The organism is Alphaproteobacteria bacterium SS10 (genome assembly GCA_019192455.1).
Lineage (GTDB): Bacteria > Pseudomonadota > Alphaproteobacteria > TMED2 > TMED2 > TMED2.
The window spans coordinates 1,427,937-1,440,642 of record JAHCML010000003.1; the positions used below are offsets into that span (position 1 = coordinate 1,427,937).

Annotated in this window: 10 protein-coding genes and 1 pseudogene; 6 read left to right on the top strand and 5 right to left on the bottom strand. The window is 58.2% G+C overall.

Translation table 11 applies throughout. The annotated features are described in order from the left end of the window. Window positions 1-8: 8 nt before the first annotated feature. Entirely contained in the window at window positions 9-869 is an 861-nt protein-coding gene (locus tag KI792_06965) for an alpha/beta hydrolase (GenBank protein MBV6632757.1), read from the bottom strand. Between the two features lie 136 nt (window positions 870-1,005). Here KI792_06965 and KI792_06970 point away from each other — a divergent pair, with 136 nt between their 5' ends. The 6 genes and pseudogenes from KI792_06970 (at window position 1,006) to KI792_06995 (ending at window position 9,384) form a co-directional block, all read left to right on the top strand. Further along, window positions 1,006-3,471 carry a penicillin acylase family protein gene (locus KI792_06970; GenBank protein MBV6632758.1) on the top strand — a complete coding sequence of 822 codons (2,466 nt, stop codon included), beginning with the start codon at window positions 1,006-1,008 and terminating at the stop codon, window positions 3,469-3,471. After that, entirely contained in the window at window positions 3,464-4,735 is a 1,272-nt protein-coding gene (locus KI792_06975) for a threonine ammonia-lyase (GenBank protein ID MBV6632759.1), read from the top strand. The genes KI792_06970 and KI792_06975 overlap by 8 nt, the downstream gene beginning before the upstream one ends. 296 nt (window positions 4,736-5,031) lie before the next feature. Beyond that, on the top strand, window positions 5,032-5,895 hold the full coding sequence (gene motA / locus KI792_06980) for a flagellar motor stator protein MotA (protein ID MBV6632760.1): 864 nt from the start codon (window positions 5,032-5,034) through the stop codon (window positions 5,893-5,895). 84 nt (window positions 5,896-5,979) lie between these two features. Next, a pseudogene (locus KI792_06985) lies at window positions 5,980-7,038 on the top strand (OmpA family protein). Between the two features lie 153 nt (window positions 7,039-7,191). Continuing rightward, window positions 7,192-8,001 carry an arginyltransferase gene (locus tag KI792_06990; protein MBV6632761.1) on the top strand — a complete coding sequence of 270 codons (810 nt, stop codon included), beginning with the start codon at window positions 7,192-7,194 and terminating at the stop codon, window positions 7,999-8,001. Between the two features lie 273 nt (window positions 8,002-8,274). Continuing rightward, window positions 8,275-9,384, top strand: a complete 1,110-nt coding sequence (locus KI792_06995; GenBank protein MBV6632762.1) for a TRAP transporter substrate-binding protein — start codon at window positions 8,275-8,277, stop codon at window positions 9,382-9,384. A gap of 56 nt (window positions 9,385-9,440) precedes the next feature. On the opposite strand, the gene KI792_07000 is transcribed toward KI792_06995, so the two are convergent. The 4 genes from KI792_07000 to KI792_07015 are packed head-to-tail and all read right to left on the bottom strand — an operon-like array spanning window position 9,441 to window position 12,694. Beyond that, a complete protein-coding gene (locus tag KI792_07000; GenBank protein MBV6632763.1) occupies window positions 9,441-9,962 on the bottom strand; it encodes a GNAT family N-acetyltransferase in 522 nt (173 codons plus the stop codon). Between the two features lie 4 nt (window positions 9,963-9,966). Further along, window positions 9,967-11,397 (bottom strand): TRAP transporter large permease subunit, encoded by a 1,431-nt coding sequence (locus tag KI792_07005; GenBank protein MBV6632764.1) that lies wholly within the window; start codon window positions 11,395-11,397, stop codon window positions 9,967-9,969. Between the two features lie 5 nt (window positions 11,398-11,402). Next, window positions 11,403-12,023: a TRAP transporter small permease subunit gene (locus tag KI792_07010; GenBank protein ID MBV6632765.1), complete on the bottom strand. Its 621-nt coding sequence runs from the start codon at window positions 12,021-12,023 to the stop codon at window positions 11,403-11,405. A gap of 17 nt (window positions 12,024-12,040) precedes the next feature. Next, entirely contained in the window at window positions 12,041-12,694 is a 654-nt protein-coding gene (locus KI792_07015; protein MBV6632766.1) for a biotin transporter BioY, read from the bottom strand. Window positions 12,695-12,706 lie beyond the last annotated feature (12 nt).

Sequence of the window (12,706 nt, forward strand, 5' to 3'; positions counted from 1 at the left end):
GCGTTTTTCTAAACATTCAGCCATTCGATGATCGCGCTAATTTGCGCGGGATCCATCAAAGCTGGGGCATGGCCAACACCAGGAACTTCGAACAGTTTTGCCCTTGGCCCCCGAACAGTCATTTGCTCGGCCACATCGCTGGTCAGTAGGTCGCTAACACCACCACGGATCACCATGGTTGGTGATTGGATCGCATCCCATATCGGCCAAAGCGCCATATCATCCTCGATCTTCACCTCGAAGGCCTTGGCAATCGCTGGGTCATAGGCAAGGCGGTATCGATCGCCATCGATGCGAGCGCTGTACTTGGCCAGATGGGCCCATTCCTCATCACTCAAATCGCCAAATGGCGCGTGGATTACGCGGAGGTGCTGCTCCAACGCCCCGACGCTTTCAAATGATAGGTCCCGGCCCACATAATCACCAATTCGGTTCAGCGATGTGGCGGTCACCACCGGCCCCACATCATTGATAATCAAGCGCTTGATCGGTACGGGGCCGAGTGAGGCAATGCCCATCCCGATCAGCCCGCCCATAGAGGTCCCGATCCAATCCACTTGCCCCAGCCCCAGATGGGCCAATAGCCCCATCAGATGCTGGCCATAGATTGGGTTGTTGTACTCATCATGGTTGGTGAGCCAATCACTCTCCCCCCGTCCGGCAACATCGGGGCAGATGACCCGTCGCCCACGATCTGCGAGCGCCTTGGCCAACGGGTCGAAGTCACGGCCGTTCCGGGTCAGACCGTGGACACAGAAAATCGGATCCCCCTGAACGGCGCCATCATCCGGCAACCATTCATGAAAAACGAGGGTGAAAGCTTCTGAAGGGCTCAGCAGTTCAGCAGAGCCGCGCTGGTATGTTGCCATGGTTGATCGCTCGGTCAGGGCAGTTCAAAGCAATGCAGCAATAGACACAGAACTATACGCTGGCCAGCCGCGTTTAGACGCCCTATCCAGTTCAAGTTGCATTTCGCCAACCCGCCACACACCGGCCAGAACCGCTATGCGCATTATCACCGGCATCCTCGCTGCCTTTATCGGGCTTATCCTGGCCATCGTGGTGATTGGCCTGCCAGCCGCCTATATCTGGTTCAGTACCGCGCAACCGGACTATGACGGCGATGTACTCGCAGGCCCGTTAGTCAGCGAACCGGTCACCGTGGTCCGCGACGGCTATGCCATCCCGCATATCTTTGCCGCCAATATGGATGATGCCTATGTGGCGCTTGGTTATCTGCACGCCCAGGATCGGTTGGTGCAGATGGAGATCCAGCGCCGCGCCGGTCAGGGCCGCCTCTCAGAACTGGCCGGGCGTCTTGCCCTTCCGGCAGATCGGATCATGCGCAGCCTGGGTTTCTATGATCTTGCCACCCAGGATTTTGAGAATGGTGACCCAGCGGCCAAGAACGCGGTTGAGCGTTATGCCGATGGCGTGAACCTGTTTCTCGCCCAAAACCCGGACCCAACACCGCCAGAGCTTCATCTGATCGGCCTCTGGAACACCAGCATCGCGCCGCATCAGCCAGAACCCTGGAAACCGGCGGATAGTGTGGTTTGGGGCAAGCTTATAGGGCTGCAGCTATCGGGCAATATGTTTGGTGAAATCCGCCGCGCCATGCTGGCCGACACCCTGACACCAGAGCAAATCGCCGAACTCACGATCTTTGAAGAGCAGGATGCCGAGATCACGCTCGGAAGTTTGCGGGGGCTTGATGATAACGGTGTCGATTGGGCCCGGCTCGAACAAGCCATTCCCAAACTGGGACCAGAGCGTGCTTCAAACGTCTGGGCCCTAAGCGGTAACCGAACGGCAACCGGCAGGCCGATCCTGGCCAATGACCCGCATCTGGGCCTTTCTGCGCCAATCCTCTGGTACCTCGTGCGTATTGTGACGCCGGAACTGACCATCACCGGTGCCACGGTTCCCGGTGTCCCGTTCCACCTGATGGGCCAAAATGGTGAGGCCGCCTGGGGCCTGACCACAACTGGTGGCGATGTTCAGGACCTGTATATCGAGCGGCTGCACCCGGACGATCCCAACCAGTACCTAACCAGCGACGGTTTCGCCGAGTTTGAAACCAAGACAATTGAGATTGGTGTCGCCGGTGATGAGGCCGAGCAGCTAACCGTGCGCACAACCAACCATGGGCTGGTGATCAGCGACCTTGACGACCGACTAGGGCCGATCACTGGTGATGATAAGGTGGTGACCCTACGCACCACGCTCATGACACCCGGCGATAGCAGTTGGGAGTCGATCTTCTTCTTAAACCGGGCGAAGAGTTGGGACCAGTTCACCGACGCCATGGCACGCTTCAAAAGCGGCCAGCAAAATTCTGTTTTTGCTGACAAAGAAGGCGATATTGGCCTTTATTCCCCGGCTCTAATACCAGTCCGTGCCTTAGGCAATGGCACCGTGCCCATGGCTGGTGAAGAGATTTCAGATAATTGGCCTGGCACGGTGCCGGTTGATCGATTACCCAAGATCCTAAACCCACGCTCCGGCCAAATCATAAACGCCAATAACCGATTGGTTGGAAACGATTATCCTTACTTCATTACCCATGAGTGGGAGCCAGATTACCGGGCCCAGCGTATTGCCGAAGAACTAGGTGGGCGCAATGGACTAACGGTTGCCGACAACATGGCCCTGATGGTCGATCCGGTTTCCAAAGCCGCGCATGAACTACTGCCCTATCTCACGGCACTTGAGGGTGAAACACCGCTGCAACGCGATGTGATCGCTGCCCTTACTGATTGGGATGGTCGCATGGATCGGGATTTGGCAACGCCCCTGATCTTCTCAACCTGGCTACGGGTTATGCCCGCCATCCTGCTGGAGGATGAGTTGGGCGAGAGCCAGCAATGGGTTGGCGGCGGACCACGGTTGGTCAACCGCATTCTAGGCGGCGATCTCGGATGGTGCGATGACACCCAGACCGATCACACAGCCGAGGATTGCCAGGCGGCGGCACAGGCTGGACTTAGCCGCGCCCTCTCCCTCCTCATCGATGCGTATGGCCATGATTGGCGGCAATGGCGTTGGGGTGATGCCCATCAGGCGCCCTTGGGTCATCAGATCCTTGGCCGATTGCCCTTACTCGGTGGGTTGTTCCGCCAGGATGCCGCATTGGATGGCAGTAACTACACCGTGCTGCGTGCCGGCGGCCGTGGCGATGACCCGACCCGCTTCCCGGTCAGCCACGGTGCCGGGTATCGCGCGGTTTATGATCTGGCTGATCTGGATAATAGCCGCTACATGATCGCGACCGGCCAATCTGGTCGCCCGCTGTCTCGCCATTTCGACACTTTTGTTGATGCCTGGCAGGCCGGCGACTTCATAACAATTGAGAGCTTTAGACGCGGCAATCCGCCGAGCGATGCCTTAGGCGAAATCACCTTCCGACCAATTGCACAGCCAACAACCCAACCAGCTGCGGATACAGCCGCAGGAGCCAATGATGGATGACAATCTAGTGCCATTTACCCCGGCCATTCAGAACGCCCCGACGGTTCATGACATCGAGGCTGCGGCAAGCCGCATTCAAGGCCAGATCGAACGGACACCGACCGTTGACCTGCACCGGCTGGGTGAGGCCCTCGGCTGCACCATCATGGCGAAGCTTGAGAACCTGCAGCACACGGCCTCGTTCAAGGAGCGTGGCGCGCTCAACTGCCTATCCCTGCTAACGCCGGATCAGCAACGGGCGGGCGTCGTGGCGATGTCGGCCGGCAACCACGCACAAGGCGTGGCCTATCACGCCGGACGCCTGGGTGTGAACGCCACCATCGTCATGCCCAAGCACACGCCCTTCACCAAGGTCGAGCGCACGCAATCCCTCGGCGCCAAGGTGGAGTTGCATGGCGAGACCCTGCAAGAGGCCCGTGAGTTCGCGGAGAACCTGGCGGCCCAGCAAGGCCTTATCTTCGTGCACCCCTATGATGATCCCTCGGTGATCGCCGGACAGGGCACCGTGGCGCTTGAGATGCTGGCCGCGCTGGATGAGCCGCTAGACACCCTAATCGTGCCAATCGGCGGTGGCGGCCTGATGTCCGGTATTGCGACCGCCATGCGGGCCCGCAGCCCGGAGACAGAGTTGATCGGCGTGCAGAGCGAGGCCTACCCCGCCATGCGCCAAAGCCTGAGGGGCGAAGAGATCAAAACCGCCGATGGCACCCTGGCAGAGGGTATTGCCGTTAAAGAGCCAGGGCAGCTAACCCGACAAATCATCGGTCAGATGGTCGATGACATTGTACTGGTCTCCGATGAGCGGATTGAACAGGCGATTTACGACCTCTCCGGCTACTCAAAAATCGTTGCTGAGGGGGCTGGTGCCGCTGGCATCGCCGCGATCATGGATGATCCTGAACGCTTCGCTGGCATGCGGGTCGGTGTGGTGATTTGCGGTGGCAATATCGACGACCGGTTGTTTGCCAACCTCTTGCTCCGTGGGATGGTGAGTGAGCAGAAGATCATTCAACTGCGGATTACCCTTCCCGATAGGCCCGGCGCCCTGGCCGCCATTGCCACGGTTATTGCGGATGCAGGCGGCAATATCGTTGAGGTTCAGCACCAGCGAATGTTCAACGTTGCCTCTATCAAATCGACCACTATCGATATTGTGATGGAGACCCGGGACAAGGATCACGCCAACAGTATCGTTGCCGCGCTGCAAGGGGCTGGTTTCCCGGTGGAACAGCAATATTCCAAGGCGATGAAGACCGCCGAGTAGCGCCCCCAAGCCGACACCGTCATCACGACGCGTGGCGCGTTTGTAACGAAACAATCACGGCAATTGCCCTCGGGACAGGCTGTCGCTTAACCGGGTGATAGTCCTTGTGGTATATCTTTCACCCAAGGCGTGATGAATGATGCGTGGCGGGCAGGCCACCGGCGGAGAACTGCCGAACACAGCACGCTTGGAGGTATCGGGCCGAGAGCTAATTGGGGTACCGCACCACCGCCCCTAGATGGGTGGCATCGTCGCGCGGCAGCGACGGTGAGCAGCTAAGAGTGAGAACACGGGCTATGCTGGTTATCATTGGATGGATTGTGGTGACGGTTTGCACCCTCGGCGGCTATGCGGCGCTGGGCGGTAAACTCGCCGTTTTGTGGCAGCCCTTTGAGGTTGTCATCATCGTCGGTTCCGGCATTGGCGCGTACATCGTCGCCAACAACAAGACGATCCTCAAGGCGACCATTCACGAGATTAAGGTCAACTTCAAAGGCAACAAATACGACAAGGATGCCTATCTGGAGTTGCTGTCCATGCTTTACGCGGTGTTCCGCACGGCCAAGACCAAGGGCTGGCTAGCGCTAGAGCAGCATATTGAAAACCCGCATGAGAGTGAGCTGTTCCAACAGTTCCCAACCTTCTACGCGGATCACCATGCCGTCACCTTCCTCTGTGACTACCTCCGCATCATCTCGATGGGCTCAGACAACGCCTTTGAGATTGAGGCGTTGATGGATGAGGAGTTGGAAGTTCACCACGCAGAGCAGCATCAGGTGTCGAGCGCCGTTCAAACCATGGCAGATGGCCTCCCGGCCCTCGGTATCGTCGCGGCGGTCCTTGGCGTGATTAAGACCATGGGCTCGATCACTGAACCACCTGAGGTTCTCGGTAAGCTCATCGGTGGTGCGCTGGTTGGTACCTTCCTTGGGGTTTGGGTGGCCTATGGTTTTGTTGGCCCGCTCGCTAGCTCCCTGAAGGTTCGTCATGAGGGTGAGTCCAAGTACTACACCGCCATGAAGATTGCCCTGCTCGCCAACCTGCAAGGTTACGCGCCTGCCCTCTCCGTTGAGTTTGCCCGCAAGACGCTGTTCAGCGATGTGCGTCCATCCTTCGCTGAGGTTGAGGAAGCAACCGCAGCTGTTGCCGCCCCGGCATAAGTTCTGCATGGCAATTTGAAGACCCTGATCAACAATCCAGCTAGCTAGAAACAGACAGGACCCAGTGTGAGCGACGATCTCGCCCCCATTATCGTCAAGAAGGTCAAGAAAGGCGGTCATGATCACCATGGCGGCGCCTGGAAGGTGGCTTACGCTGACTTCGTGACCGCTATGATGGCGTTCTTCCTGCTGCTTTGGCTGCTCAATGTGACCACCTCAGATCAGAAGCAGGCCATCGCCTTTTATTTTGATCCGTTCAGCGTCTCCAACTCCAATAGCGGTAGTGGTGGTGTCTTGGGTGGCCAGTCGATGGTCGCACCGGGTGCTGCGCTATCTGACACCACCGCACCGGGGCTTGAGACTGCCCTCCCCGTCGCCAACAACAAAGGTGACAACCAGGGCAATGACGCCTCAATCGACCGTGACATCAATCGCGATGGCGGCTTCTCCGACCTCGATGGTGGCGAGATGCTGAGTGTTGAGGAAGTACGTCAGAACAATGAGGTCGCTCAGCAGTTCTTCGCCAATCTGGCGGCCCGCGACCTACTTGATCAGGTGGCCGACAACCTGATCATCGAACAGACTACCGAAGGCCTCCGCATCCAGATCGTCGATACCGAACGTCGACCAATGTTTGCACCAGGTGACATCGAGCCCCTGCCCTTCGTTCAAGAGATCCTCTCCAGCATTGTTGAGGCGATTGCCGATATCCCGAACAAGGTTGATATCAGCGGCCATACCGATGCGTCCCTGATCACCACCCGCGAGGGTGAGCCCTATGATAACTGGGATTTATCCGCTGATCGGGCCAATGCAAGCCGTCGGGTAATGACCAGCGTTGGCCTTGAGAATGTGCGCTTATCGCGTGTCGTGGGTAAAGCCGATACCGATCCATTGCTGCCTGACCAACCGCTCTCACCGTCGAATCGTCGGATAAGCCTGGTCCTACTTCGTGAGGATCAGCCAGAGCTGACCAGCGATGATGGCCCAGGCGGACTTCGCGCCAATGACCCGAACTATCGTCGGATCGTACCGGTGCCAGAGGCTATTGTGCCCCTGCCCAGCAGCCGCGGTGTTTCGCCGGTTAACGCGACCCCGCTTGAGGATCGTATCGCAGAGCCAACGCTCAATACCTCTGGCTAAACCTCGGCACTAACCCACAATTGATGCTCATAGAGCGCCCAATCCAGTAGCCCAGCGCTCGACAAGTTGGACGCCCTCGCATACCCTTTTTGATAGTGTGGTAACGATGTGGAGGCGCCGAAAACGGCGTCATAGAGGAGAACCCGGAACCAAATGTCGGTTATTGACCGTCCGAGACAGCCACTCCTGCAGTTCTTCAGGTCCGGCGCCCTGCCCTGCCCCTATCTGGAAGGTCGGGTTGAGCGCAAGCTGTTCGCCCGCCTGAATGTGGGCAATGCAACGGCGATCAATGCTGTCCTGACCGAGGCTGGGTTCCGCCGCTCCCATGACATCATCTACCGGCCCGTCTGCCCCTCATGCAGTGCCTGCGTGCCGGTGCGTATTCCCACAGCCGATTTCCAACCTGGCAAATCTATGCGGCGCATCCTCCGCAAGAATGAGGATTTGAGCTGGGGCCTTGTTCCCGCCACCGCGACGGTTGAACAGTTTGAGCTGTTCACCGCCTATCAGGACGCCCGCCATGGCGAGAGTGATATGGCGCGAATGGGTCTGACAGACTATGTGGCGATGATCGATGAGGGCCGCGCCAATACTGAGCTATTGGAAGTGCGTACCGCGGACGGCCAATTAATCGGTGTGATGCTGTTGGATCGGCTGCCCGATGGCTTCTCTGCTGTTTACAGCTTCTTCGACCCCGATCATGAGCCGCGCAGCCTAGGTAACTTCCTAATACTCTGCCTTATCGAATTAGCGCAGCAGGATGGCCTTGGTTACATCTATCTCGGCTATTGGATCGAGAACTCCGCAAAGATGGCGTACAAGGCGCGTTTCAAGCCGCTTGAGGTCCTCGGCCCAAATGGTTGGTACCAGATGAAGGGCCCGCCAACCCCGCCCGATTATGGCGCCAAGCCCGACACCGAGGGTGATGCGGTTTCGGTCACGGATGAGGACGCCGCCAAATAGCAATCACTAATGCTGCGGCGCACAATCTGTTTTTTGCTTAAACACTTGATCTGAAACCACATTTCGCCCTGGTTTCAGCTTGGTTTTGATTGATCAAAGCCCCCATCCGGATATAATCCCTCCCGTCTAAACGAACGATCTCGGGCCAGAACCTGCGGCGATCACCGCTGCATATCAGCCCAAGTCAATGCGGGTCACCACGACCCGACAACCGCCCGGCAATGCCGTCCTTGGCATCCTTCTTCAAACCGGGCCATTAGGGAGAAGTCATCCATGGAACGGCGTAAGTTTCTTACCGGCGCAGGCGTCGCCGGTGTCGCGGCAGGTGCCGCAGCAGCCTCCAGCTTCCCTGCCCCAGCGATCAGCCAGGGCCGGAAAGAGTGGAGCATGGTCACCACCTGGCCAAAGAATTTCCCAGGCCTTGGCACCGGTGCTGAGCTGGTTGCCGACTACATCACCCGCATGTCCGATGGTCGCCTGACCGTTAAGGTCTATGGCGCTGGTGAAATCGTCCCAGCGTTTGAGAGCATCGACGCTGTTGCTTCCGGCACGGTCGAGATGGGCCACGGCGCCCCTTACTACTGGAAGGGTAAGGTTCCAGCGGCTCAATACCTCGCTGCCATGCCATTCGGTATGACGGCACAAGAGCAAAACGCCTGGTACCAATATGGCGGCGGCCAGGAGCTGGGTGATGAGATCTATGCTGAGATGGGTTGTAAGTTCTTCCCATCAGGCAACACCGGCGTTCAGATGGGCGGCTGGTTCAACAAAGAGATCAACAGCGCTGAAGACTTCAAAGGTCTGAAGATGCGGATGCCTGGCCTCGGCGGTGAGGTCATCAAGGCCGCTGGTGCCACCGTTGTGAACCTGCCTGGTGGTGAGCTACTGGCCGCGATGCAGACCGGTGCCATCGATGCCATGGAATGGGTCGGTCCATATAATGACCTCGCCTTCGGCATCTATAAGGTCGCCAAGTTCTACTACTACCCAGGTTGGCACGAGCCAGCGACCACCCTCGACTGCTTCGTCAACCTTGAGGCTTACAACGCCCTCGATGATGACCTGAAGGCAATCGTGACGGCCGCTAACACCGTTGCGAACCAGATGGTGTTGAGCGAGTACATGGCGCGTAACAACGACAGCCTGCAGAAGCTGGTGAACGAGCACAATGTGGATGTTCGCCCATATCCGAACGGCCTACTGGAAGAGCTGGGTCGCATCTCGGGTGAGCTGATGACCGAATTCATGAACCAGGACCCACTGTCCCGGAAAGTCGGCGAGAGCATCGTCAACTTCCGCCGTGGTGCGCTCGCTTGGACCAAGCTGTCTGAGCAGACCTTCACCGCTGCACGGGCCCTGCCGTTCAAATACGTCTCGCTCTAAGCTGAGATTGATAGTTATAGGAAAGGGCGGCCCCGTGGCCGCCCTTTTCTTTTGGGCTAAACTGACCGCTCAAAATACGCTGAGACACGCTCACCACCGCTGGCGAGCGGCCGGGTAATCTCGCCCGCCGATACAAAACCTAGGCGTTCCAGAAGCTTGATTGACGCGGCGTTCTCGGGCGCTGTGGTGGCCGTCAGCTTCTTCAAGCTGGGCACCAACATGTCAGCATCGGCAATCAGTCGGGTTGCCGCCTCGCTGGCATAGCCCTTGCCCCAAAATTCAGCACCCAGCCAATAGCCAAAATCCGCCGCATCACCGTCCGGCCATTTGGGATGCAGGCCGATATTGCCAATCAGCAGGTCGGTATCCGGCTGATAGATACCCAGCCGATAATCCTCACCCGCTGCGGCATCTGGCACCGCACCGCCAACCCAGGCGGCCAATTCATCATCAGTTGGGGGTTGGGAGAAGATGGCTAGCTGCGCGGTCACATCCGGGTCAGACAGCAACACCTTCATCCGCCCAGCATCAGCCGGGCGAAGCGCACGCATCACCAAACGGTCAGTTCGTATCAGCATGGGGTTAGAGCAATACGCTCGGCAACCATGTCGCCAGTTCTGGGAAGATCGCCAGCAACACCAGCATAAACAACTGGATCAGCACGAACGGGATCACGCCCTTATAGATATCTAGTGTCGCGATACTGGGCGGCGCCACCCCACGTAGGTAGAACAGCGCAAATCCAAAGGGCGGCGTCAGGAACGACGTCTGCAAATTGATTGCGATCATGATGCCTAGCCAAACCGGGTCGAACCCTGGCATCTGCAAGAGCACCGGACCAACAATCGGCACAACGACGAAGACGATCTCAATAAAGTCGAGGAAGAAGCCCATCACAAACATGATGGCCATCACGACGAGCATCGCGCCCAGCGCGCCACCAGGCATGCTCTTCAGCGCCTCGGCGACCAGCTCCTCGCCGTGCAAGCCACGGAACACCAGGCTGAACAGCGATGCGCCCAGCAGGATGATGAACACCATGGTTGAGATCTGCAAGGTCTGCCGCATCACATGCTGCAGGGTCTTCAAATCCAACTGCTTGTAGAGATAAGCGAGGATCATGGAGCCAACAGCGCCAACGCCAGCAGCCTCTGTCGGCGTGGCGGCACCGGCCAGGATTGACCCCAAAACGGCGGTGATCAGCAGTGCCGGCGGCAGCAAAACCTTAAACACACGACCGCCCAGCGCCTTCTTCTCTTCCGGTGAGATGACGAGGGCTGGTGTCGCTTTTGGGTTCACCACGGCTTGGAAGATTATCCAGCACATATAAAGCCCGACCAACATCATGCCGGGGATGAAGGCCCCAACGAACAGGTCGACGACGCTGATCGGCTCAGGCGCGAAGTTACCCTGCGCCAGCTGCGCCTGGGTCCAGGCGCCCTGCAGGATATCGCCCAGGAGTACGAGGACAATTGACGGCGGAATGATCTGCCCCAGCGTACCGGAGGCGCAGATTGTGCCCGTGGCAATCTTTGGGTCATAGCCAGCCTTCAGCATGGCAGGCAGGCTCAACAGGCCCATGGTGACCACGGTGGCGCCCACAATACCGGTGGAGGCCGCCAGCAGCATGCCGACAAAGATAACCGAGAGGCCCAGGCCGCCCCGTATCTCACCAAACAACTGCCCCATCACCTGAAGCAGGTTTTCAGCAATCTTCGAGCGTTCCAGCATCACGCCCATAAAGACGAACAGCGGTACGGCGACCAGCACCTCATTCACCATCACGCCGTAATAGCGGGAGGGCAAACCACCGAAGATACTGAGGCGGAATACGGTGCCCGTCACCTCAACACCAAACACACCGAGGATGTCCGGCATGAAATGGCCCAGGAAGGCAAAGGCAAGCGCGGTACCGGCCAGAGAGAACGCAACCGGGAAGCCAGCCATCAACACACCGCAAGCGGTGAGGAACATAACAACGGCTAGGATTTCACCAATCAGAATATGATCCATGGCGCCTAAATCCCCTCATGCTCTTCAGCGGGCGGGGCGAATTCCGGGTGGTTGGTGAGCACCAGAATTGAACGCGCCATCATGGATATCGCCTGCATCATTGTGAGGGCGACAAACACCAGCAACATGGATTTCAACAGGAAGAGACCTGGCAGGCCGCCAGCCTCACGGGATTCCTCAAGCTTCTCCCAGCTATCAGCCACGTAAGGGTAGGAGTAGTAGCCGATGACGCAGAGCACGGGGATCAGGAGGAACAGGCAACCAAACAGGTTCACCTTGGCCTGATACTTTGGAGAGGCGCCGCGATAGAAGATATCGACCCGCACATGGCCATCATGAAGCAGCGTATACCCCGCCCCCACCATGAAGGTAATGCCATGCATCCAAACATAGCTTTCCTGCAGCTTCACGTAGTTCTCACGCAGCCAAATCAGCGGCCCACCGAAGAGGAAGGCGAACCACTCCGCCTCCAACCACGGGTCCATATTGGCTAGGATTGCGTAGCGGAGGACGACGACGAAGCAGGTCATTAAGACCATGCCCAGCATCAGCCAGGACACACCACGACCAATACGGTCGTTCATGCCATCGATGAATTTGACGAGTAAGGCGAGGAACCCGGTCATGCCGCGCGTTCCGCCAATTAGCTGGCGCTAGGCGGGCTGGTTGGACGGTCTGAGGTTAGCTGCCAAACACCATAGATGGTGGCAATTGCTAGCAGAGTCTTAAGCACGGTACCGAGCCAGAAGCTGCTCACATTGTAGGCCAACGCGGCAGAGATACCGCCATCCATGAACCCTGCACCGCCGAGCCAAAGGATGCCTGGGATAAAGACCAGGAGATGGGCAACGGTCATGCCGACCACGACGGACACAAGGCGCATACCGCCGCGAACCTGGCTGGCAGCACCAGCAACAGCAGCGGCCATCAGGAAGCCAAGCAGATAACCACCGGTTGGGCCCATCATATAGGCGAGGCCGATACCCTTCTCAGGCGTGCCAGCGAAGACCGGCATGCCAACGGCACCCTGTGCCAGGTAAAGGGCAACCATAGACAACCCAACACGCCAACCGGCCAGGCCAGCCAGTGCGAGGATTGCATAGGTCTGCATCGTCATTGGAACCGGCCACATCGGCACCTGCACCTTAGCGGAGATCCACAGCAGCTGGGCGCCAACGATGGTCAGCAGCACAGCGCGGATGGTCTGGCCCTTCACATCATCACCAACCGGGATCAGACGATCCATCAGGGTGGTGGTTGCGGGTGCGATGGCCAGCGTGCTCATGGGGGTGCTCATGGGCCTAATTCC

Bases quoted from the DNA above. Each gene is read 5' to 3' on its own strand.
- KI792_06965 (MBV6632757.1), bottom strand. From the start codon at position 869: ATGGCAACATACCAGCGCGGCTCTGCTGAACTGCTGAGCCCTTCAGAA.
- KI792_06970 (MBV6632758.1), top strand. From the start codon at position 1,006: ATGCGCATTATCACCGGCATCCTCGCTGCCTTTATCGGGCTTATCCTG.
- KI792_06975 (MBV6632759.1), top strand. From the start codon at position 3,464: ATGGATGACAATCTAGTGCCATTTACCCCGGCCATTCAGAACGCCCCG.
- motA (MBV6632760.1), top strand. From the start codon at position 5,032: ATGCTGGTTATCATTGGATGGATTGTGGTGACGGTTTGCACCCTCGGC.
- KI792_06990 (MBV6632761.1), top strand. From the start codon at position 7,192: ATGTCGGTTATTGACCGTCCGAGACAGCCACTCCTGCAGTTCTTCAGG.
- KI792_06995 (MBV6632762.1), top strand. From the start codon at position 8,275: ATGGAACGGCGTAAGTTTCTTACCGGCGCAGGCGTCGCCGGTGTCGCG.
- KI792_07000 (MBV6632763.1), bottom strand. From the start codon at position 9,962: ATGCTGATACGAACTGACCGTTTGGTGATGCGTGCGCTTCGCCCGGCT.
- KI792_07005 (MBV6632764.1), bottom strand. From the start codon at position 11,397: ATGGATCATATTCTGATTGGTGAAATCCTAGCCGTTGTTATGTTCCTC.
- KI792_07010 (MBV6632765.1), bottom strand. From the start codon at position 12,023: ATGACCGGGTTCCTCGCCTTACTCGTCAAATTCATCGATGGCATGAAC.
- KI792_07015 (MBV6632766.1), bottom strand. From the start codon at position 12,694: ATGAGCACCCCCATGAGCACGCTGGCCATCGCACCCGCAACCACCACC.